The 21531-nt window shown below is 70.3% G+C and carries 18 protein-coding genes and 1 other RNA gene; 10 read left to right on the top strand and 9 right to left on the bottom strand.

Annotated elements, in window-relative coordinates:
• The first annotated feature begins 61 nt into the window (after positions 1-61).
• Complete coding sequence (locus B1L11_RS18420) at positions 62-1234, top strand: MFS transporter (RefSeq protein ID WP_079315630.1); 1173 nt, start codon at positions 62-64, stop codon at positions 1232-1234.
• Positions 1235-1287: 53 nt separating this feature from the next.
• On the opposite strand, the gene ssrA is transcribed toward B1L11_RS18420, so the two are convergent.
• From ssrA to ftsE, 5 genes are all read right to left on the bottom strand, one after another.
• Positions 1288-1672: a transfer-messenger RNA gene (ssrA, locus tag B1L11_RS18415) on the bottom strand.
• A gap of 315 nt (positions 1673-1987) precedes the next feature.
• Positions 1988-3895, bottom strand: a complete 1908-nt coding sequence (locus tag B1L11_RS18410; RefSeq protein WP_079315629.1) for a penicillin-binding transpeptidase domain-containing protein — start codon at positions 3893-3895, stop codon at positions 1988-1990.
• 3 nt (positions 3896-3898) lie between these two features.
• Entirely contained in the window at positions 3899-4381 is a 483-nt protein-coding gene (smpB, locus tag B1L11_RS18405; protein ID WP_079315628.1) for an SsrA-binding protein SmpB, read from the bottom strand.
• A gap of 57 nt (positions 4382-4438) precedes the next feature.
• Positions 4439-5338 carry a permease-like cell division protein FtsX gene (ftsX, locus tag B1L11_RS18400; protein WP_079315627.1) on the bottom strand — a complete coding sequence of 300 codons (900 nt, stop codon included), beginning with the start codon at positions 5336-5338 and terminating at the stop codon, positions 4439-4441.
• A gap of 14 nt (positions 5339-5352) precedes the next feature.
• Positions 5353-6042 carry a cell division ATP-binding protein FtsE gene (gene ftsE, locus B1L11_RS18395; RefSeq protein ID WP_079315626.1) on the bottom strand — a complete coding sequence of 230 codons (690 nt, stop codon included), beginning with the start codon at positions 6040-6042 and terminating at the stop codon, positions 5353-5355.
• A 179-nt stretch (positions 6043-6221) separates the two neighbouring features.
• On the opposite strand from ftsE, the gene B1L11_RS18390 reads away from it, so the two are divergent.
• Complete coding sequence (locus tag B1L11_RS18390; RefSeq protein WP_030509253.1) at positions 6222-6410, top strand: hypothetical protein; 189 nt, start codon at positions 6222-6224, stop codon at positions 6408-6410.
• Here the strand turns inward: B1L11_RS18390 and prfB are convergent.
• A protein-coding gene (gene prfB / locus B1L11_RS18385) for a peptide chain release factor 2 (protein WP_143737357.1) occupies positions 6404-7521 on the bottom strand; the annotation gives its coding sequence in 2 pieces (ribosomal slippage) (positions 6404-7038 and positions 7038-7521; 1119 coding nt in all). The two genes, B1L11_RS18390 and prfB, sit on opposite strands and share 7 nt — an antisense overlap.
• An 83-nt stretch (positions 7522-7604) precedes the next feature.
• Between prfB and B1L11_RS18380 the strand changes: the two genes are divergently transcribed.
• The gene (locus B1L11_RS18380) at positions 7605-8696 is read left to right on the top strand and encodes a hypothetical protein (RefSeq protein WP_143737356.1); all 1092 of its coding nucleotides are present in this window, start codon (positions 7605-7607) and stop codon (positions 8694-8696) included.
• Positions 8697-8709: 13 nt separating this feature from the next.
• Here B1L11_RS18380 and B1L11_RS18375 read toward each other — a convergent pair whose 3' ends face one another.
• The 3 genes from B1L11_RS18375 to B1L11_RS18370 are packed head-to-tail and all read right to left on the bottom strand — an operon-like array spanning position 8710 to position 14497.
• Positions 8710-12627, bottom strand: a complete 3918-nt coding sequence (locus B1L11_RS18375) for an NAD-glutamate dehydrogenase (protein WP_372974691.1) — start codon at positions 12625-12627, stop codon at positions 8710-8712.
• Positions 12519-13649, bottom strand: a complete 1131-nt coding sequence (locus B1L11_RS54920) for a hypothetical protein (protein ID WP_372974690.1) — start codon at positions 13647-13649, stop codon at positions 12519-12521. Before B1L11_RS54920 ends, B1L11_RS18375 begins: the two co-directional genes overlap by 109 nt.
• A gap of 26 nt (positions 13650-13675) precedes the next feature.
• The gene (locus tag B1L11_RS18370; protein ID WP_079315648.1) at positions 13676-14497 is read right to left on the bottom strand and encodes a tryptophan 2,3-dioxygenase; all 822 of its coding nucleotides are present in this window, start codon (positions 14495-14497) and stop codon (positions 13676-13678) included.
• A gap of 309 nt (positions 14498-14806) precedes the next feature.
• On the opposite strand from B1L11_RS18370, the gene B1L11_RS45350 reads away from it, so the two are divergent.
• The 7 genes from B1L11_RS45350 (at position 14807) to B1L11_RS18335 (ending at position 21526) form a co-directional block, all read left to right on the top strand.
• On the top strand, positions 14807-15376 hold the full coding sequence (locus tag B1L11_RS45350; protein WP_143737355.1) for a hypothetical protein: 570 nt from the start codon (positions 14807-14809) through the stop codon (positions 15374-15376).
• 7 nt (positions 15377-15383) lie between these two features.
• The gene (locus B1L11_RS18360) at positions 15384-17603 is read left to right on the top strand and encodes a bifunctional polysaccharide deacetylase/glycosyltransferase family 2 protein (protein ID WP_143737354.1); all 2220 of its coding nucleotides are present in this window, start codon (positions 15384-15386) and stop codon (positions 17601-17603) included.
• 122 nt (positions 17604-17725) lie between these two features.
• Positions 17726-19186, top strand: a complete 1461-nt coding sequence (locus B1L11_RS18355; RefSeq protein ID WP_143737353.1) for an FAD-binding oxidoreductase — start codon at positions 17726-17728, stop codon at positions 19184-19186.
• A 91-nt stretch (positions 19187-19277) separates the two neighbouring features.
• Complete coding sequence (locus tag B1L11_RS18350; protein ID WP_079315622.1) at positions 19278-19775, top strand: DUF2975 domain-containing protein; 498 nt, start codon at positions 19278-19280, stop codon at positions 19773-19775.
• A complete protein-coding gene (locus B1L11_RS18345) occupies positions 19775-19993 on the top strand; it encodes a helix-turn-helix transcriptional regulator (protein ID WP_079315621.1) in 219 nt (72 codons plus the stop codon). The genes B1L11_RS18350 and B1L11_RS18345 overlap by 1 nt, the downstream gene beginning before the upstream one ends.
• Positions 19994-20038: 45 nt before the next feature.
• The gene (locus tag B1L11_RS18340) at positions 20039-20761 is read left to right on the top strand and encodes a GNAT family N-acetyltransferase (RefSeq protein ID WP_079315620.1); all 723 of its coding nucleotides are present in this window, start codon (positions 20039-20041) and stop codon (positions 20759-20761) included.
• Between the two features lie 117 nt (positions 20762-20878).
• Positions 20879-21526 (top strand): hypothetical protein, encoded by a 648-nt coding sequence (locus tag B1L11_RS18335; RefSeq protein ID WP_143737352.1) that lies wholly within the window; start codon positions 20879-20881, stop codon positions 21524-21526.
• Positions 21527-21531: the final 5 nt, after the last annotated feature.

Here is a 21531-nt window from a genome sequence, read left to right as displayed (position 1 = left end):
CGCCTTGCCACGCCCCAATTTTGAACCGATCTATCCAAAACCCTGCGGAAGGAGTACGCACGTGCCTCGTGCCGTATACGTGCTGGCGCTCGGCATCTTCGCCATGGTGACCAGCGAGTTCGCGGTCGCCGGGCTGATGCCGCAGATGGCCGCCGGCCTGGACGCCACCGTTCCCCAGATCGGCTACCTCATCACCGCGTTCGCAGTGGCGATGGCGGCCGGTGGGCCGTTCCTGACCGTGGCGGTGGCGAAGCTGCCGCCGCGCACGGCGCTGACGGCACTGCTCGCGGTATTCCTGGCGGGCAACGTGCTGGCCGCCACGGCGACCGGCTACGCCACCATGATGGGCGCCCGGATCATCACCGGCATCGCCTCTCAGGCCTTCTTCGGCGTCGCCATCTCGTTGTGCGCCCGTCTCGCCGGGCCCGAGATTCGCGGCCGGGCGATCGCGGTGGCCATGAACGGCCTGATGCTGGGCACCCTCCTGGGGCTGCCGCTGTCCACGGTGATCGGCGAGCGGTTCGGCTGGCGGGCGGCGTTCTGGGTCGTCTCCCTGCTCGCTCTGATCGCCGCCGTGGCCACCCTGATCGGCGTGCCGCGCCTGAACCGGACCGAGGGCGGCGGCTTCCGCCAGGAGGCCGGCGTCCTGGCCAGGCCCAGGCTGTGGCTGGTGCTGTCGACCAGCACGCTCATCATCGGCGCCACCTTCTCGGCCTTCAGCTACTTCAACCCCATCCTCACCGAGGTCACCGGGTTCTCCCCCGGAACGGTCCCCCTGCTACTGATCGCCTACGGAGCCGCCACCGTCGTCGGGAACACCGTGGTCGGCCGCCTCGCAGACCATCACACCGTGCCCGTCCTCGCGATCGGCCTCGTCCTCAACCTGGTCTTCCTCACCGGCTTCGCCGCCTTCGCCGACCTGCCCGGCCCGGCGGTCGTCTGCATGATGGGCGTCGGCCTGGCCGGCGTGACCATGAACCCGGCGATGGCCACCCGCGTCCAGCGCACCGGCAACGCGGGCCCGCTGGTCAACACGGTCCATTCCTCGTTCATCACTCTCGGCATCATCCTCGGCTCCTCCATCGGGGCCGTCGTCATCGACGCCTGGGGACTGCGAGCCCCGCTGTGGCTCGGCGCCGCGCTGGCGCTGGCCGGTCTGGCCACCCTCCTGCCCGACCTCGTCCACCGCCCCTCCGCCCCGCTCGCTCAGGACGAACAGCCGCAACGGGTCTAGACGCCGGAAGGGCGGGGAGGAAGCGTTCGCTTCCTCCCCGCCCTTCCGCGGAGATGTGGAGGTGGCGGGAATCGAACCCGCGTCCTTCAACACCAAGACAGGGCTTCTCCGGGTGCAGCCTGTTGCGCTTTTCTCGGCCCCGGCAATCTCACAGGCGAGTCGCCGACGGGCCCAGTCACTGTTTGGTTTCCCGTACGGCCCCGTGACCGGGCCGGACGGTTGAGCCTTCTAGCGATGTCAGTTCCGGGCCGAAGGCACTCCCGGGCTGACAGAGGTTTCTCGCTGCTTAGGCGGCGAGAGCCAGGGAAGCCTGGCTGACCTCAGTGCTCTTCTTATTGGCACTTATTGTTCGCGGTCACAGTGTTGACGGGGTTATGTCCGCAGTCCCCGACCCGCTTCCCCTGACTTGCAATGTCGAAGTCGAAACCGGTCACCCCCATGTGCAGTTGTCAATCCAGACCCGAGGGCCTGGCATCACAAGCTTACTCATGACAACACCGGCGACGCGACTCGAATTCCGGCCCCCGGTGCACAGGGGGCCGATGGGACGCCGAAGCCCCCGGGAACGCGGCCTCTGGCGCGCGCCCCGGGGGCTGACCGGCAGGGTCGAGCCGGTCCAGACGGGCAGGGCTCCCCCCGAGATGGAGCCCTGTCCTCATCACGGCGACTGGGCCCGCAACCCCCCAAGCGGGTCCCAGTCACCTAGAAAGACGCCGGTCGCCGCCCTGATGGTTGCTCGCCTCCGAGCATTTTTCAGGTCTGGGGCTGGGCGTCGCGGAAGAAGCTGCCGGCGATCGTCGAAGCGGCCGCCGTGTCGCCGCTCTGCGCCAGCACGGCGACCGCGACATCCCCCTGCCAGCCCACGAACCACGAGAGCCTGATGCGGTCCTTCTTCTCCGTCTGGGTGACCTCGGCGGCCACGCCGTACACGGGGTCGCCGGGCGCGGAGGCGGCGGAGGCCGCGCCGGACGTCACGCCGGCCCGCATAAGTGTGCGCAGCTTCGCGGTGATCGCGGGATCGAGCGTCACCGGCTGGACGGCGGCCGGCGTGACACCGTCCCCGGTCGCCGGGTCGGGAGCGCTGGGCGAGGTCACCAGCACCGGCGGCCGCCACGTGCCGGACTTGACGGCCGCGGCGACGAGGGCCATCGCCAGCGGGCTCACGCGGGCGCCCTGCCCGGCCATGATCTTCGCGATGGCGGCGTCGCCTTTGGGGGCGTCCATCGACCCGCTGAACGTCTTCAGCGGCAGCTTCCAGTCGCCGCCGATGCCGAACTGGCTCGCGCTGTCGAACAGCCGCTGCCCGCTGATCCGCCGGGCCAGTGACGCCAGGGCGGTGACGCAGCCCTGCGCGAAGTCGGTCTGGAAGGTGGGCACCGTCACGCCGTTGACGCCGGGCTGCTGGAATCGGGCTCCGCCCACGGTGCGGTCGGCGCTGCAGGGCACCTTCTGCTTCGGGTCGAGGCCCGACTGGAGCAGTCCTTCCGCGGCGATGACGGAGAACGCGGTGCCGGCCGCGAACCTGCCCGCCAGCGCGTCCTTCTCCTGGTGGAACTGGTTGGTGGAGACGGCGAGCAACTGGCCGGTGGAGGCCTGCACCGCGACGAGCGCGGCCGGCCGGGACCCCGCCACCGCAGCGTCCCCCGCCCTCTGGAGGCGGCTGTCGATCGTGGTCTGGACCGACGAGTTCTCCCGCCCCGGCCACGCCTTGAGCTCCTTGACCAGCCGCCCGGTGGCGTTGTCGAGGATGACGACCCGGGTCTCGGTCGAGCCGGTGAGCTGGTCCTGGTAGGCCTTCTGCAGGCCGTCCCTGCCGAGGGTGTCGCCGGCCCGCTGCGGCCCGCCGAGCCGCTGCTCCGCCTCCGGGGTGATGGCCGTGACCACCCCGACGATCTGGGTGGGCGACTTGGGGGCGACCGGCGGGTTGTCGATCTGGAACTCCAGACCCTGGATGGCCTCCAGCTTGGACCTGATCTGGGCGAACTTCGTCCGCCCGAACGTCGCGAGGGGGACGAAGTCCTGCGGGGGCGACGACAGGATGCGGCTCAGCAGGCGGTCCTGGGCGAAGCCGGTGACCTTCGACAGCTGGTCGCACAGCCGGCCGGGGTCCTTGACCTTGGCGGGGAAGACCCCGGCGACGTGCAGGACGGTCTCGTCCTGCAACGAGTTGCCGTTCCGGTCGAGGATCGGCTTGCGGCCCTTCGGGACGGTGGCGACCGCGAGCCGCTGCCCGGGGTGGAGGTCGGGGTGGATGACGCTCGGCGACCACCGCACCTTCCACTGACCGCCGACCAGGTGCAGGGGCAGGTTCCCGTCGTACTGCCAGAGGGGGTTGTTCTCACCGAGGTCGACCTCGGCGTGGTAGCCGGCCTGCGCGGCGTCGCCGTCCTGGCTGATCCCCCGCAGGGAGAAGCGGATCGAGGCGGCGTCCAGTTGCAGCCGGGCGTTCTCCAGCGCCTTGCGAACCGTCGCCTGGTCGCCGTCGGCCCGCCGCGCGGCGGCCGCGTAGTCCCCCGTCTGCCAGCCGACCAGGAAGTCGCGCACCGCGTCGTGCGGCGTCGGCTCCTCGAAGCAGCCGGTCAGCAGGGGCACGGCCAGGCCCAGCGCGAGCGCGGCCCGTACGGCTTTCGCCCGGACGACCCCGAATGATCGGAAGGACACGGCCTAACGGCCCCCCCGGCGGCGGACCGCGTTCGACATGGCCCGCGCCATCTCCCGGCTGGCCTGCTTCTCCATGAGCGTCTGCCGCTTGTCGTAGTCCTTCTTACCCCTGGCGATGCCGATCTCGATCTTCGCCCGGCCGTCCTTGAAGTACATCGACAGCGGGATCAGCGTGAGGCCCTTCTCCTTCAGCGTCGCGTCGAGCTTGCCGATCTCCTTGCGGTGCAGCAGCAGCTTGCGCGTGCGCCGGGCGGCGTGGTTGGTCCAGGTGCCCTGGCTGTACTCCGGGATGTACACGTTGATCAGCCAGACCTCGCCGCCCTCGACCGAGGCGTAGCCGTCGGTCAGGTTGGCCTTTCCCGCCCGCAGGGACTTGACCTCGGTGCCGGTCAGGACGAGCCCGGCCTCGTAGGTGTCCTCGATGAAGAAGTCGTGCCTGGCACGCTTGTTCTGGGCGATCAGCTTGCGCCCGGTCTCACGTGGCATAAGGGGAGCCTACCGTCGCCGCGAAGGGCGGAAACGAACTGCGCGGCCGGTGCGGGATCACACCCGCAGGTAGCGGCGCAGGGTGACGAACGAGGCGAGCACACAGATCAGCACGCCGATGGCCATGGTGCCGGTGATCACACCGGCGACCGTGTCCCAGCCGAGGGGCGCGGCCATGTACGTCTGGATCGACTCGAAGATGAAGACCTTGACGATGATCAGGATCACGCCGGACAGGACGCCGCCGATGAGGCCCGCGATCAGGCCCTCCAGCACGAACGGAAGCTGGATGTAGATGTTGGAGGCGCCGACCAGCCGCATGATGCCGGTCTCCCTCCGGCGGTTGTACGCCGACAGCCGGACCGTGTTGCCGATCAGCAGGGTGGCCGCGATCACCATGAGGATCGCGATGCCGAGCGCCACGTTGCGCAGCGTGTCCATGAAGCCGAAGACCGACTGGAGCAGGTCGCGCTCGTTGACGACGTTGGAGACGCCGGGCTGCCCCTTGAGGCTGCTCGCCACGGCCGCCGCCTTCTCCGGGTCCTTCAGCTTGACCCGGAACGACTCCGGCATGTCCTCCGGCTTGGTCACCGAGAGCAGCAGCGTGTTGTTCTCGGTGCTCTGGAAGTTCTTGAACGCCTGGGCCTGGTTCTCGAACTGCACCCGCTCGACGTCCGGGAGCGCCTTGATCGTCTGCTCCAGGTTGCCCTTCTCCTCCGGCGTGACCGCGCCCCTGTTCTTACAGGGTTCGAAGGGCGAGCCCTTGGTGCACAGGTAGACCGACAGCTCGACCTTGTCGCTCCAGAAGCCGGTCAGCTTCGAGACCTGGGAGTTGATCATCAGTCCGACGCCGAGCAGCGCCATGCCGACCGCCACGGTCACGATCACCGCGATGGTCATCGTGAGGTTGCGCCGAAGGCCGATCCAGACCTCGGAGAAGATGAAGTTGGCCCGCATGGTCCCAGTTACTCCTAATACGCCTGGCCGTACACGCCGCGCGACTGGTCGCGGACGATCTTGCCGTCCTCGAGCTCGACCACGCGCTTGCGCATGGAGTCGACGATCGCGGCGTCGTGTGTCGCCATGAGGACGGTCGTGCCGGTCCTGTTGATTCGGTCGAGCACCTTCATGATGCCGATGCTCGTGGCGGGGTCGATGTTTCCCGTGGGCTCGTCGGCGAGCAGGATCATCGGCCGGTTGACGAACGCGCGGGCCATGGCGACCCGCTGCTGCTCACCACCGGACAGCTCCTCCGGCATGCGGTGCGCCTTGCCCTCGAGGCCCACGAGCTCGATGACCTCGGGCACGACCTTGCGGATGAAGCGGCGCGGCTTGCCGATGACCTCCAGGGCGAACGCCACGTTCTCGTAGACGTTCTTGTTCGGCAGCAGCCGGAAGTCCTGGAACACGCAGCCGATGCGGCGGCGCAGGTGCGGCACCTTGAAGTTGGACAGCTTCGACAGGTCCTTGCCGGCCACGTGGATGGAGCCGCTGTTGGGCCGCTCCTCCTTCAGCACCAGCCGGAGGAAGGTGGACTTCCCCGACCCTGACGGACCGACCAGGAACACGAACTCGCCCTTGTCGACATCCACGCTCACGTGGTCGAGGGCGGGCCGGTTTTGGTTCGCGTAGACCTTGGTGACATTATCGAAATGGATCACGGGCGCATCACGGCTAGCCAGTCTAGGGGGTGGGACGGCCGGTCCGGGGGTCGCCGGTCACTTTGCTCTGGATCGACGTTCCGTTTGGCCAGAGGCCAGTCTAGGGGTAACACTGGCATGGAACGTCCATAACGGAAACAAAACGATTAGCCCTTGGGCGATGGGGCGGTAATGCTGCTATGAGCTGCGAACATCTGATCTGCGCCGCGTGCGCGGGCCCCGTGGTGGAGGGGCGCTGCCCCGTCTGCCGCGAGGGCCGCGCCAAGGTTCACCACCACGGGTTCATGGGGCTGTCGCCCCTGGTCATCGCGCTGATCGTGCTACTGGTCGTGGCGCTGGTCGCGCTGACCCACGTCAGCGGTTACTGACCGTCACCCGATTCCTGACGGCGCATCCAGCGGATCTCGCCCTCGATGAACTCGTCGAGGTCGCCGTCCAGCACGGCGGAGGGGTTGCCCGCCTCCACACCCGTACGCAGGTCCTTGACGATCTGGTAGGGGTGCAGCACGTAGTTGCGGATCTGCGTGCCCCATGACGTCGTCGCCTCGCCGCGCAGCTCGTTCATCGCCGCGGCCTCTTCCTGGCGCTTGCGCTCAAGCAGCTTCGCCTGGAGGACGGCCATCGCCGTCGCGCGGTTCTGCAGCTGCGACCGCTCGTTCTGGCAGGAGACCACGATCCCGGTCGGGAGGTGGGTGATCCGCACGGCCGAGTCGGTCGTGTTCACGCCCTGGCCGCCCGGCCCGGACGACCGGTAGACGTCGATGCGCAGGTCGTCCTCGTTGATGTCGATGTGGTCGGTCTGCTCGACCACGGGCACCACGTCCACGCCCGCGAACGAGGTCTGCCGGCGGCCCTGGTTGTCGAACGGGCTGATCCGCACCAGCCGGTGGGTGCCGTGCTCGCCCCTGAGCGTGCCGTAGGCGTAGGGGGCCTTGACCGCGAAGGTGGCCGACTTGATGCCGGCCTCCTCGGCGTAGGAGGTCTCGTAGACCTCGCCGGGTAGCCCTTGCGCTCGGCCCACCGCAGGTACATGCGCAGCAGCATCTGGGCCCAGTCGGCCGCGTCGACGCCGCCCGCCTGGGAGTTGATGGTCACCAGGGCCTCGCGGGCGTCGTACTCGCCCGACAGGAGCGTGCGGACCTCGAGCGCGCCGACCTCGGACCTGAGCGCGGAGAGCTCCCTTTCCGCCTCGGCCAGCGCGTCCTCGTCGCCCTCCTCGGACGCCAGCTCGAACAGGACCGGAAGGTCCTCGAGGCGGCGGCCCAGGCCGTCCACCCGGTTGACCTCGGCCTGGAGGTGGGAGAGCCGGCTGGTGACGCGCTGCGCCTGCTCGGGGTCGTTCCACAGGTCGGGCGCGGCAGCCTGCTCCTCCAACTCGGCGATCTGCTTGCGCAGGGCGTCGAGGTCGAGCACGTCCTGAATGCCCTTCAGCGTGCCGCTAAGCTCGTTGATCTCTTCGGCTGGATCGATGACTGCCACGTCTGTAAAGGGTACGCGAATCGGGGACCCGGTCAGGCAGCGCGCCTCGGTAGCATGTGGATCGATTGCATGGGGAGGCTGGCGTGAACGGGGTCGTTCGGAGTGCGCTGGCCCTTGCCCTCGTCACCTGTACGGCTGTCGCCTGCTCCGGCGGCGGGGAGCCGGCCCGGCCGACGGCCAGCCCGGCGGCGGCCACCTCCGCCCTGCCGAGCCCCGGCGAGAGCCCGTCGCCGTCGCCCAGTCCCCCGGCGGTGACGCTGGAGGAGGCGTCCCGGGCGCTCGACGCGTTCCTGGACACCGATGACGTGCTGCGGCTGGCCGGGGCCGACCGGTGGGCGCTCCTGCTCACCCAGGACGGCCAGCGGCCCATCACGATCGCCGGCATCCACTCCCAGGAGGGCGAGCCCGCCCGCTACACCTGGGATCGCCGTACGGTGCTCGTGCCCCGGCAGAGCGGCCGCTCGGCCGTCTGGTTCGCGGCCACGGCCCGGCGGCGCGACGCGTCCGGCGAGGTCCGCACGGGCGTGTTCACGTTCGTGCGGCAGGGCCAGGACGGGCGGTGGCTCAACAGCTTCGCGTCCCTGCTCTATCCCGGCGAGAAGCCGCCCTCGGTCGCCCTCGACGCGGACGGGTACGCCACTGCCCTGGAGTCGCGCGACGCCTCGGTGGCCATCAGCCCCAACCTGATGGGCCCGCTGCACGCCACGGTGGCCGAGGAGGGCCCCAAGGGCTACGCCTCCGGGCTGATCGCCCCCGGCCCGCAGACGACGGGCTTCTACGACGAGATCGTCAAGACCAAGGTGACGGCGAAGGCCGACGACTGCATGGTCTACGAGTCGATCTTCGCCTCGGCTCCCAACTACCCGACCTTCGCCCTGCGCACCCGCGACGGCGGCGCGATGATGCTGTACACGCTGATCCGCACGTCCTCGTGGACCGCCAGCGCCCAGCCGCAGGGCCAGCCCCAGGGGCTGAAGTGCGCCGAGGGCCGTCCGGTGGCGATCCCCGCCGAGGCCCGCTGGCTGCTGAACCCCGCCAAGAACCTGTTCATCCGGCAGAAGCGACAGATCGTCGAGACCCAGCAGTACGTGAGCGCGGTGCCGCCCAAGGCGTCCACCGCGCCCGCGCACGTCGTCGGCTACGAGGGCTTCGTCACCGGCGGCTCCAACCGCTGATCACCGAGCATGGTCACGCCTCCGCGTGGGGGAGGTTGCTGGTGGAGACCAGCGTCCGCACCGCGCGCAGCGCGACCGACAGCGTCGCCAGGTCGAAGGTGTCGCTCTCCCAGATCTCCGACAGCGTCTGCCGCGACCGCGTCACCGCGGCCTGGTTGGCCTCCGTCCAGCTCGCGAGCCGCTCCTCCGGCGACAGGCCCGGCCGGCTGTGGATCAGCACGTCCCTGGTCAGCGTCGCGTGGGCGGCGTACAGGTCGTCGCGCAGCGCCGACCTGGCCATCGAGTTCCACCGGCTGTCGCGCGGCAGCGCGATCACCCGCTCGCGCAGCCGGGCGAGCTGGAGCCGGTCGCCAGGTCGAAGTAGACCTCGGCCACCTCGCTCACGCCGGCCGGTGTACGCCGCGATCTCCACGAGGTCGAACGTGGAGTAGGCCGGCACCATCGACGCGACCCGCTCGGCCAGCTCGCCGGGCACGCCCCTGGCCACGAAGGAGTCCCTGCGCTCCTCGTACGCCGCGAGATCGGGTCCGGTCAGCAGCTTGGGCAGGTGGGGCAGCAGGCCGCCGGCGCCCTCGATGAAGTAGCGGGCCGTGGAGGCGAGGTCGAGCGGGGGACGCCGGTTGCCGAGCAGCCAGCGGGTGCCGCGCTCGGACAGCTTGCGGCCCTCCAGCAGCATGGCGAGCTGGGTCCCGGTGTCCACCTCGTTGTCCAGCTCCTCGATCTGGCGCACGAATGAGGGCAGGTCGAAGACCTCCCGCGTCACCAGGTAGGCCCGCACGATGTCGGCCGTCGAGGCGCCGGTCTCCTCGCCGAAGCGGTAGACGAAGCTCGTGCCGCCGAAGTTCACCACGTCGTTCACGATCCGGGTCGTGATGATCTCCCGGCGCAGCGGGTGGGAGTCCATGTACGTCCGGAAGCGGTCGCGCAGGGCCGAGGGGAAGTACGACACCAGCCACGACGCCAGCGACGGGTCGTCGGGGATGTCCGACTGCAGCAGCTCCGCGTCCACCACGAGCTTGGTGTAGGCGAGCAGCACCGCGAATTCGGGGTTGGTGAGCCCGAGCCCGGCCTGGCGCCGCTCGGCGAGCACCTTGTCGGAGGGCAGGAACTCCAGCTCCCGGTTGACCAGCCCCTCGCGCTCCAGCCTGCGCAGGTAGCGGGCGTGGATGTGCAGCATCTCCGGCGCCTGCGCGCGGGCCGCCGCGAGCACGACGTTCTGGGCGTAGTTGTCCTCCAGCACCAGCCTGCCCACCTCGTCGGTCATGTCGAGGAAGAGCTGGTTGCGCTGCTTGTCGGTCATGTCGCCGTCGCGGACGACCTGGTCGAGCAGGATCTTGATGTTCACCTCGTGGTCGGAGGTGTCCACACCGGCCGAGTTGTCGATGAAGTCGGTGTTGATCAGCCCGCCGTTCAGCGCGAACTCGATCCGGGCGCGCTGGGTGAAGCCGAGGTTGCCGCCCTCGCCCACGACCTTGCAGCGCAGGTCGGCCGCGTTGATCCGCAGCGCGTCGTTGGCCTTGTCCCCCACGTCGGCGTGGGTCTCCGACGACGCCTTGACGTACGTGCCGATGCCGCCGTTCCACAGCAGGTCGACGGGGGCCCGCAGGATCGCGCTGATCAGGTCGTTCGGCGCGAGCGCGGTCACGCCGTGCGGGAGGCCGAGCGCGGCGCGCGTCTGCGGCGAGACCGGGATCGACTTCGCGGTGCGCGGCCACACGCCGCCGCCCGCCGAGATGAGCGACCTGTCGTAGTCGTCCCAGGAGCTTCTGGGCAGCTCGAACAGCCGTCGCCGCTCGGCGAAGCTCCGCGCGGCGTCCGGGTCGGGGTCGACGAACACGTGCCGGTGGTCGAAGGCCGCCACGAGCCGGATGTGCTCCGACAGGAGCATGCCGTTGCCGAACACGTCGCCGGACATGTCGCCGACGCCGACCACGGTGAAGTCGGTGGTCTGCACGTCCACGCCGAGCGTGCGGAAGTGGTACTTGACCGACTCCCAGGCGCCCCTGGCGGTGATGCCCATGGCCTTGTGGTCGTAGCCCACCGACCCGCCGGAGGCGAAGGCGTCGCCGAGCCAGTAGCCGTACTCCTTGGCCACCGCGTTCGCGATGTCGGAGAACGTCGCGGTGCCCTTGTCCGCGGCCACCACGAGGTAGGTGTCGTCGCCGTCGTGCCGCACGACGTCGGGCGGCGGCGCGACCTCCCCCGCGACCAGGTTGTCGGTGAGGTCGAGCAGCCCGGAGATGAACTGGCGGTAGCAGGCCACGCCCTCGGCCAGGAACTCGTCGCGCCCGCCCGCGGGGGGCTGCTTGACGACGAAGCCGCCCTTCGAGCCGGTCGGCACGATGACGGTGTTCTTGACCATCTGCGCCTTGACCAGGCCGAGGATCTCCGTGCGGAAGTCCTCCATGCGGTCCGACCAGCGCAGGCCGCCGCGGGCGACCTTGCCGAAGCGCAGGTGCACGCCCTCGACCCGCGGCGAGTACACGAAGATCTCGTACTTCGGCCGGGGCAGCGGCAGCACGCTGATCGCCTGCGGATCGACCTTCAGCGAGATGTACGGCTTGCGCCTGCCGGTGACGAACTGGCTGCCCGCGTCCCCGGCGTCGCGCCCGTCGTCGCGCGCGGCCTGGAAGACGTTGGTGCGCAGCGTCGCCTGGATCATCTCCAGGTAGGCCCGCAGGATGCGGTCCTCGTCGAGCGAGGCCACCTCGTCCAGCGAGGCGAGGATCTCCTCGGTCAGCGCGTCGCAGACCTCCGGCCTGCCGTCGTCCGGCCGCCGCGGGTCGAGCCTGGCCTCGAACAGCCGCACCAGCAGCCGGGCCAGCCGCACGTTGCCGCGCAGCACCCTCTCGATGTACGACTGGCTGAACGTGGTCCCGGCCTGCCGCAGATACTTGGCGTACGCCCGGAGGATCTCGGCCTGCTCCCAGGTGAGCCCGCCGGCCAGCACGAGCGCGTTGAAGCCGTCGTTCTCCACCTCGCCGCGCCACAGCACGCCGAACGCGTCCTGGAACAGCCGCTTGAACTCGTCGCGGTGCACCTCCTCGGAGGGGGTGTACCGCAGGCCGAAGTCGTAGATCCAGGCGTCCCTGGTGTCGGGGTCGTGGTCGCGGTCGATCTCGTACGGCCGCTCGTCCACCACCTCGACGCCCATCCGCGTGAGCAGCGGGAGCACCCGCGACAGCGAGATCGGCGCGCCCAGCCGGTAGAGCTTGAAGCGGCGCTCCCCCTCGGCCGCGCCGTACGGCTCGTAGAGGTTCATGCCGATGGCGTTCGGGTCCTCGCCGAGCGCCTCCAGCCGCTTGAGGTCGGCGACGGCCGTACGCGCGGGGAAGTCGGCCTTGTAGCCCTCGGGGAAGGCGGTGCCGTAGCGGCGCAGCAGCCGGGGCGCCTCCTCCTCCGGGCACAGCTCGTTGATCGCGGCGGCGAGGTCGTCCTCCCACGTGCGGGTGGTGGCGGCCAGCCGCGCCTCCAGTTCCTCGACGTCGACCGGCGTCTCGGCGAGCGGTTTGCCGCGCTCGCCGCGGATCACGACGTGCAGCCGGGCCAGCGCCGACTCGCCGATCATCGTGCTGTAGTCGAGCGAGGTGCCGCCGAGCGCCTTCATCAGGATCCGCTGCATGTGCAGGCGGACCTTGGTGGTGTAGCGGTCACGCGGCAGGAAGATCAGGCAGGAGATGTAGCGGCCGTAGTCGTCGCGGCGCAGGAACAGTTTGACCTGCTTGCGCTCGCGCAGCCGCAGCACGCCGAGCGCGATGGGCAGCAGCTCGTCCACGGGCATCTGGAAGAGCTCGGTGCGCGGGTAGGTCTCCAGGATCTCCATCAGATCCTTGCCGTCGTGGCTGTCGGGCGACAGCCCGGCACGTTCCAGCACCTCGGCGAGCTTGCGCCGCAGGACCGGGATGCGGGAGATCGACTCGTTGTACGCCACGTGGTGAACAGCCCGAGGAACCGCCGCTCGCCGATCACCTCGCCCTCGGGCGAGAAGACCTTGATCCCGACGTAGTCGAGGTAGTGGGGCTTGTAGACGGTGGCCCGGCTGTTGGCCTTGGTGACGATCAGCAGCTGCTTCTCCCGCGCCTTCGCGCGGACCTTCGGCGGCAGGGCGGCGAAGCTGGCCGATCCGGCCTTGTCGGCCCGCAGGATGCCGAGCCCGGTGCCGGGCAGACCGCGCAGCGCGGCGCCGCCGTCGGTGTCCTCGAGCCGGTATTCCCGGTAGCCGAGGAACGTGAAGTGGCCGTCGGCCAGCCAGCGCAGCAGCTCCATGCTGTCCTCGACCTGCGCGGGGTCGAGCGGCGGCGGGTTGACCGCCAGGTCCTCGGCGGTCTGCACGGCCAGGGCGCGCATCTTGGCGAAGTCCTCGACCGCGCAGCGCACGTCGAGCAGCACCCGCTGCAGGTCGCTCTCGAGCTCCTTGAGCACGGCGTGATCGGCCTGCCGGTCGATCTCGATGTGCATCCAGGACTCGCGGACGACCTGCCCGGTCATGTTCTCCTGGTCCGGGCCGAGCAGCTCGCCGGTCATGTCCCTGCGCACCCGCATCTGGGGGTGGACGATCAGGTGGGTGCCGATCTCGTGCCGGTCCAGCTCGGTCGTCACCGAGTCGACGAGGAACGGCATGTCGTCGGTGACGATCTGGACCACCGTGCGGCCCGGGTCCCAGCCGCACTCCTCAAGCGTGGGGGTGTAGACGCGGACCAGCGCGCGTCCCTGCGGCCGGTGCTGGGCCAGGTGGCGGTGGGCCATCGCGGGTCCGTACACGTCCACCGGGTCGCGGTCGGCCAGGTCCTCGACCGGCACGTTGCGGTAGTACCGCCTCAGGAAGGTCAGGACGTCCTCGCCCTCCACCTGGAGCGCTCCCGGCGCGTGCGCGCACCTCTCGGCGGCGGTGCGGAGAAGCTCGTCCAGCGCTTCATCCGATTCCTGCCGATTCAGCGCCATTTCGAGCGGCATGTCGCTACTCACTCCCTTGTGAGGATTCAAAGCCAGGCCCGGAGTTCCCAGAGCAGGGGAAAGAAGTGCAAACGCGTCCTTCCCCTCAAGTACGGTGCCCCGGACGAGCCTCCCGTACCGGATTTCGTGCCGATCTGGCGCTCCACCATCTGCACGTGCCTCATCCGCCAGAGCGCGGTCGTCTCGTCGTGGGTGAGGAGATCTTCGGCCAGGTCCCACAGATCGTCGTACGATCCCCGGTCACGGGCCACGGCCAGCAGGGATTCCATGATCTCTTCGTCGGAGACCGGCAGGCCACGCTGGGAGAGGGCGGTGAGGTAAGCATCCCACAGCGTCGGCTCGGCGAGCCGCCGCCGGAGCCTGGCGAGTTCGGCCTCGCTCGCGTCCCTCAGCCGGCCGAGGTACGACGGGTCCTTGGCGCCCGAGAGGAACTCGAGCTCGCGGAACTGCACCGACTGGAAGCCGCTCGCGGGGGCGAGGACCGACCGGAACTCCAGGAAGTCCTGCGGCGTCATGGTCTCCAGCACCTGGACCTGGTCGACCAGGACCTTCTCCACCGCGTGCACCCGGCGGAACAGCTGCCTGGCGCGCCACAGCGCGCCCTCGATCATCGCGTCCCTGATCCGCTCCAGCTCGTGCAGGAGGAGCTTGAACCACAGCTCGTAGACCTGGTGGACGGTGATGAACAGCAGCTCGTCACTGGCCCCGGACCGCTGCTCCTGCTGGGCGAGCAGCTCGGGCAGGCGGAGATAGCCGCCATAGGACAGGCGCCCGCCCTCCTCGCCGAAGCTGCGCGGCGGGGGCAGGACCTCCCCGGACCCGGCCCGGCCGTACGGCGTCGCAGGCATGCGCCACTCCTCCACGATGGGCGCGTCCCTCCCGATCCCCCATTGATCAAAAGCCCGGCACCACCGCCCCCGATACCACCCCATAACGGCACAAACGTCAACTTCGTCCCGTGCACGCGACCAGGGGATTGACCGTGCCCCATTTAACCAGCCCCGCCCCCGCCGGGGGCTCCGATGCGCATGCCGCCCCGGAGACGCCCGCTCACCGGCGGGGGTCCTCGCGCCGGAGATCGGGAAATCCTGAATGCCTGATCACAAAACGGTTTGGACTTCTCGAAGCTGCTTTCGACTCGCGTACGATCATGCGTCGTGGAAGATCATCGTCCGGAGCGTACGGCCGTCTTCGTGGACCAGAGCGGGCGCCGGGCCAAGATCTTGACAGCCACCGCGGTCGGCGGGGCGATCGTCGTCCTCGCGCTGACGCTCACCCTGGTGAGCGGAGCACTGGCCGGCCCGGAGCTGCCCCCGATGGGCTGGCCGGGCACGCAGGGACAACAGGTCGTGGAACGCTCCCCCGCGGGCTCCCCCACCCCGTCCCCGAGGTCCGAGCGCAGGCGTGTCCTCCGGGCGAGCGGCACGCCGCGCGCGACGGCGGCTTCCGCGCGGCGGACACCCTCCGCTCGCGGACTGCCGAGCAGGGCGCCCTCCGCCGTTCCTTCCACGCAGAAGAGCCACAAGCCGAGCACGAGGCCTTCCGCGGTCCCGGAGCCGGATGTGGAGATCTCCGCGTCCGGTGCGTCCACGCCCGCGCCGTCGGCTCCCGAGGTCGCGCAGACCACGGCGGCGGCCGACGAGGCGACGCGTACCCCGGCGCCGGAGCCCAGCACCGTCCAGACGACTTCCCAGCAGCCCGGGCAGACGCCCGGGGCCTCCCAGTGACGCGTCGATGAGACGACGGCGCAGACCGGCCGAGCGGAGACCCGCAGAGCCGCGCGGCCACTGGTTCCTCGTCGCGATCGCCGCCCTGCTCATGGCCGGAGCGCTGCTGCTCAACGCGTACGCGCACAACGTCATCGGCGAGACCGAGGCGCCCCCGGCGGACTACGGCGACTCCGCCGAGCTGGAGCAGATCCGCTCCGGCGGCCCTCTGGTCAACGCCTCGGGGTCCCGGCCGCTCAGCGCGCGGCCCAAGCCCCGCCGGGTGGCGCTCACCTTCGACGACGGTCCCGACCCGCGCTGGACGCCCAAGCTGCTCGACCTGCTCCGCGAGCACCATGCGAAGGCGACCTTCTTCGTCCTGGGGGCCCACGTCGCCGAGCACCCCGAGCTCACCCGCCGCGTGGTCGCCGAGGGGCACGAGATCGGCAACCACACCTACACCCACGCCGACCTGGGCGCGGTGCCGGCCTGGCGGGTCCGCGTGGAGATGTCCCTGACGCAGAAGACGCTGGCCGCGGCGGCCGGGATCCACACCCGCCTCGCCCGCATTCCGTACTCCTCGGCCCCGGGAGCGGTCGGGTACGGGCAGCTCTCCGCGGTGCGGCTGCTCGGCGACGAGGGATACCTCGTGACGTTCACCGACGTGGACACCCAGGACTGGAGCCGCCCGCCCGTGGACGAGATGGTCCTCGCGTCCCTCGCGCGCACGGCCGACGGCGAGGGCGCGGTGATCATGTTCCACGACTCGGGAGGCGACCGCACCCGCACGCTGGCCGCCGTCGACCGGCTGCTCACCCGGCTGGAGAGGAAGGGATACTCCGCCACCACGCTCACGGAGGCCGTCGGGCTGCCCACGGCGCACACCGCCGCCTCCCCCGACGAGCGCGTCCTCGGCACGGTCCTGGGGTTCGCCCAGCGGGCCTCCTTCGCCTTCGTCGAGGCGCTCGGCTGGTTCCTCGCCGCGGCCGGCGTGCTCACCGTGCTCCGGCTGACCCTTTTCGTCGCACTGGCGTGGGCGCACGCCCGCAGGACGCGCGGGAGGTCCGCGAGCACCGGCACGCCCCACTGGGCGGCCCCGCCGCCGGTCTCGGTGATCGTCCCCGCCTACAACGAGGCGGCGGGGATCGAGGCGACGGTGCGGTCCCTGGTCAGGACCGACTACGCGGGCCCGGTCGAGATCGTCGTCGTGGACGACGGCTCCACCGACGGCACGGGGCGGATCGCCGCCTCGCTCGGCCTGCCCGGGGTCCGGGTGATCCGGCAACCGAACGCCGGGAAACCCGTCGCGCTCGCCACCGGCATCGCCCACGCCGCCCACGACATCCTGGTCATGGTGGACGGTGACACCGTCTTCGAGCCCTCGACCATCCGTCACCTCGTACGGCCGCTCGCCGACCGCACCGTCGGCGCGGTCAGCGGCAACACCAAGGTCGGCAACCGGCGCGGACTGATCGGCCGCTGGCAGCACGTCGAGTACGTCGTCGGGTTCAACCTGGACCGCCGCGCGTTCGATCTGCTCGGCTGCATGGCGACGGTGCCGGGAGCGATCGGGGCGTTCCGCCGCGAGGCGGTGGCGTCGGCCGGAGGCGTCAGCGCGGACACGCTCGCCGAGGACACCGACCTGACCATGGCCATCAACCGCAGAGGGTGGCGGGTGGTCTACGAGGAGCGGGCCCGGGCGTGGACCGAGGCGCCCACCTCACTCGGCCAGCTGTGGCGGCAGCGGTACCGGTGGTGCTACGGCACGCTGCAGGCGATCTGGAAGCATCGCGGGGCGATCGTGGAGCGCCGTCCGTTCGGCCGTCGATGCCTCGGATATCTCACGCTGTTCCAGGTGATCCTTCCGTTGCTGGCCCCCGTCGTCGACGTCATGGCCCTCTACGGGCTGTTCGTCGGCGATCCCCTTCCCGTGGTCGCGGTGTGGGCCGGCTTCGTCGCGGTGCAGGCGCTCACCGGCTGGTACGCGTTGCGCCTGGACGGCGAACGGGCCTCGGTGCTGTGGGTGCTGCCGCTGCAGCAGTTCGTCTACCGGCAGCTGATGTACCTGGTCGTCATCCAGTCGGTGGCCACCGCGGTTCTGGGGGCCCGGCTGCGCTGGCACACGGTGCGCAGGGAGGGCACGTTCAGCCTGGCGGGACCGTCCGTCCCGAAACCGTCCCTCGCGGGCCGCCGGCGCCGGCCGGTCAGGGGTGGGACCGCTCCGAGGAGACGGAGCCGTCCTTGGTGACGCCTCCCGTCCTCTGCTGAGAGGAGGCCCTGCGTATAGGAACGAAGTGATGAGCTTGTAACCAACCGGACCGGTTCCATGAGCGTCTCAACGAGGTAGATCACCACCTCGGGAGTACGACCATGATCGACAGACGGAGTTTCCTTCGCGTCTCGGCCCTGGCCGGGGCCGCGGCTTTTTCCGGCACGGCCTTCGCCGCCGCGGGTCCCCGTCCCGCCGACTGGTCCGCGCTCGGGCGGGGGCTGGACGGCAAACTGATCCGCCCCGGCGACGCGTCGTACGACAACGCGCGCCACGTGTTCAACTCGGCCTTCGACTCCACCCGCCCGGCCGGGGTGGCCTACTGCACGACGGCGGCGGACGTGTCGGAGTGCCTGGCGTTCGCCCGGCGATACGGCGTGCCGGTGACCTCCCGGTCGGGCGGCCACAGCTACGCGGGCTGGTCCACGGGCAGCGGGCTCGTCGTCGACGTGTCGCCGATGAGCGGCGTGTCCTACTCGGGCGGCCACGCCACGGTCGGCGCCGGGGCGCGCCTGGTCGACGTCTACGCCAAGCTGGCGGCGCACGACGTCAGCATCCCGGCGGGCTCCTGCCCGACGGTCGGGGTGGCCGGGCTCACGCTGGGCGGCGGCATCGGCGTGGTGTCACGGCAGTACGGCCTGACCTGCGACGCGCTGGAGTCCCTGAAGATCGTCACAGCGGACGGCAAGGTGCTGACCTGCTCGCCGAGTTCGCACCCGGACCTCTACTGGGCCTCCCGGGGAGGCGGCGGCGGCAACTTCGGCGTGGCGACGTCGTTCACGTTCCGGACCCATCCGACGCGTTCCGTGACCCTGTTCTTCCTGCACTGGCCCTGGTCGAAGGCCGCGGCCGTGCTGAAGGCATGGCAGGCGTGGGCGCCCTCCGCGCCCGACGCGATGTGGTCGAACTGCCATCTCGACCGTGATCCCTCGCTCGACGTGATGGTCGGCGGCCTCTACCTCGGCGGCAGGACGGCGTGCGAGAACCTGCTGCAGAAGCTCGTCGACCGCGTCGGCTCGGGCCCTGCGACCCGCTACGTGGCGACCTCCGCGTACGACCACGCGATGATGGTGGAGGCGGGCTGCGCGTCCATGTCGGTGGCCCAGTGCCACCGCCCCGGCACGCTTCCCGGGCAGAATCCGAGCGGCAAGCTCGTGCGCGACTCGTTCTCGGCCAAGTCGCACTTCGCCTACACACCGCTGTCGTCCGCCGGGATCAAGGCGCTGCTGGCCCAGGTCGCCGCCCCGGGGCGGCACTCGGTGATGCTCGACGCGCTCGGCGGCGCCGTCGGCCGGGTCCGCCCCGACGCCACCGCCTTCCCGCACCGCAAGGCGCTGTTCAGCGTGCAGTACTACTCCCACTTCTCCGGCGCCGCCGGCTGGGCCCGGACCGCCCACGCCGCCATGCGGCCGTACTTCGGCGACCACGCGTACGTGAACTACATCGATCCGGAGCTCAAGGACTGGCGGCAGCAGTACTACGGCGCCAACGCCGCCCGATTGGCTCAGGTCAAGGCGGCGTACGACCCCGGCCGCCTGTTCCGCCTCCCCCAGAGCGTCTAGGGCACGGCAGCGGGTATCGCGTCGGGTACGCCTTGCCATCGCCTATCGATTCTCGATAGATTTCTATCGTAGGTCGATCGAGGGAGGGACGATGAGAAAGCTGACGGTGATTGCGCTACGCGCCGTGCTCGTGGCACTGCTCGCCGGCTCGGTGTTCGTGCAGACGGTGATGGTGCCGCTGCTCGCCTCCGACCTGGAGGAGCTCGACCCGGAGTACGCGTACCTGCGCGTCCCGATCCTCGCGATCACGGTCCTGGGCTTCGTGACCGTGGAAGTCGTCCTAGTCTGCGTATGGCGGCTGGTGACCATGGTGCGGCGCGGCACGGTGTTCACCCACGCCGCCTTCCGGTGGGTGGACGTCGTGACCGGCGCTTTCGTGGCGGCCGCCCTCCTGATCTTCGCGCTCGGGGCCGTCCTGGCCCCGGGCGAGCCCGTCCCACCTGGCGTGGTCCTCCTGATAGGCGGGGCCGGCGTGGCGGCCCTGGGGGTCGCGCTCATCGTGCTCGTGCTGCGGATGCTGCTCGCCCAGGCCGTCGCACGCGACATCGAGGCGGCGCGAATGCAGGCCGAGCTGGACGAGGTGATCTGATGCCGATCGTCGTCGAGATCGACGTCATGCTGGCCAAGCGGAAGATGTCCGTGGGCGAGCTCGCGGACCGCGTCGGGATCACGCCCGCCAACCTGGCGGTGCTCAAGAACGGCCGCGCCAAGGCGGTGCGCTTCTCGACGCTCGCCGCGCTCTGCGAGGCGCTCGAGTGCCAGCCGGGAGACCTGCTGCGCTGGGAGGCCGAGGACGACGACGCGTGACCTCGACCGGTTGCCGATCGGGCCGGGCTGCGCGAACCTCACGGTATGACCGAGGAGCGGCGGACAATGCTCGGCGCCGACGGCGTCCCGGTGTTCAGCTACCTGGAGGGCGTACGCGACGGCAGCCCGTGGGCGTACGCGATCGAGGACATCGGCGCGGGAGCCGCGGACACGATCACGTCGCGGATGCCCGGTTGGGCGGTCTCCGTGCCGGCTGAGCTCGGTCGAGCGCTGCTCGACCGGGGCGCGCGGCTGCTGCGGCACATGCACGTGATGCTGTGCGATCTGCCGATCGCGCGGCCGGTGGCAGGCACCGCTCCGGACGGCTTCCGGGTGGTCCCCTGCGACCGGTCGCCCGCCGAGATCTTCCCCGCGTGGTTCGCGGCCTACCCGCCCGGCCATCCCGACCACCGTCCCCGCGACGGCGAGAAGGCACTGAAGGAGGAGCTCGTTCCGCTCCTCAGCGGCGAGGAGATCGGCCCGCTGCTTCCGTGCAGCGTCCTCGCCGTACGAGATGAGGGCGAGGTCGTGGGCGGCGTTCTCGTCACCGACTCGAATCGGGGACCGTGGATCGCGGACGTCTTCCGGCACCCGGACCGGTCGCCGAGGGGCCTCGGCGCGCTCATGCTGTCGACCGCCCTGGTCCGCGCCGGCGCGGACGGTCTGACCGGCATGGGCCTGGTGGTGACGGAGGGCAACCCCGCCCGCCGCGTGTACGAGAGGCTCGGTTTCCAGGTGGTCGCCGGCACGATGACGGTCATGATCTGACCAGCGGAAACCGCCGTTGCCATTGACGAGGGCTGGACTTATCCCGCGCCGAGCCACTCCCCTTCATTACCCTCTGTGATAAATAGATTGCGTACAGCAATCACTCGGGGGGATGTCATGAACGTTTCTCGATCTCGTGCGTACCTGGCCGGCGGCGTGGGCGCCGCAGCGGCGGGACTGCTGGGCCTGGCCCTGGTGGTCGCCCCGACGGTGGCCCAGGGCGCGTCGGGCGGCACCGGCGCGAGCACCAGGCCGGTCGCCGACCCCACGCCGAAGCAGCCGGGCGGCCACACCGTGCTGACGTGCGCGGTGAGCACCAACGGCCAGCCGATCACCGCCGACCCGGCGGTGGGCAAGGAGGCCCGTACGGTGACCGCCACGGGCACCGTGACGCTCACCGGCTGCGCCTCTCCCGACGGCAGCTTCCCCAACATCCGCTCGGGGACGGCCACCTTCAAGGGCACCGGGCAGGCGTCCTGCACGGGCGTCCAGAACGTCGCAGGCACGGGCACCATCACCTGGAAGGACGCCCAGGGCCAGACACTGGGCACCTCCACGATCCGGCCCAACATGGACGGAATCGCCTCGTACAACCCGGGCGACATGATGCTGGTCGGCGAGGTCACCGAAGGGAAGCTCAAGGGCAAGCGGATCGCCGGGAAGGCCGCTCCCACCTCGGACATCAGCCAGTGCTCCAGCAAGGGCGTGAGCAGCGCCCAGGGCAGCGGCACGGTCGCCTTCATCGCGGTCGACACACCGAAGTAGCCGAC

The organism is Microbispora sp. GKU 823, assembly GCF_002027145.1.
In the GTDB taxonomy this organism is placed as follows: domain Bacteria; phylum Actinomycetota; class Actinomycetes; order Streptosporangiales; family Streptosporangiaceae; genus Microbispora; species Microbispora siamensis.
Note: the sequence above shows the minus strand (reverse complement) of the source record. Positions and strands in the feature narration are given on the sequence as shown.

Coding starts and splice junctions, on each gene's coding strand:
- smpB (WP_079315628.1), bottom strand. CDS start 4,381: ATGCCACGTGAGACCGGGCGCAAGCTGATCGCCCAGAACAAGCGTGCC.
- ftsX (WP_079315627.1), bottom strand. CDS start 5,338: ATGCGGGCCAACTTCATCTTCTCCGAGGTCTGGATCGGCCTTCGGCGC.
- B1L11_RS18390 (WP_030509253.1), top strand. CDS start 6,222: ATGAGCTGCGAACATCTGATCTGCGCCGCGTGCGCGGGCCCCGTGGTG.
- B1L11_RS54920 (WP_372974690.1), bottom strand. CDS start 13,649: ATGCCGCTCGAAATGGCGCTGAATCGGCAGGAATCGGATGAAGCGCTG.
- B1L11_RS18370 (WP_079315648.1), bottom strand. CDS start 14,497: ATGCCTGCGACGCCGTACGGCCGGGCCGGGTCCGGGGAGGTCCTGCCC.
- B1L11_RS18360 (WP_143737354.1), top strand. CDS start 15,384: ATGAGACGACGGCGCAGACCGGCCGAGCGGAGACCCGCAGAGCCGCGC.
- B1L11_RS18355 (WP_143737353.1), top strand. CDS start 17,726: ATGATCGACAGACGGAGTTTCCTTCGCGTCTCGGCCCTGGCCGGGGCC.
- B1L11_RS18350 (WP_079315622.1), top strand. CDS start 19,278: ATGAGAAAGCTGACGGTGATTGCGCTACGCGCCGTGCTCGTGGCACTG.
- B1L11_RS18345 (WP_079315621.1), top strand. CDS start 19,775: ATGCCGATCGTCGTCGAGATCGACGTCATGCTGGCCAAGCGGAAGATG.
- B1L11_RS18340 (WP_079315620.1), top strand. CDS start 20,039: ATGACCGAGGAGCGGCGGACAATGCTCGGCGCCGACGGCGTCCCGGTG.
- B1L11_RS18335 (WP_143737352.1), top strand. CDS start 20,879: ATGAACGTTTCTCGATCTCGTGCGTACCTGGCCGGCGGCGTGGGCGCC.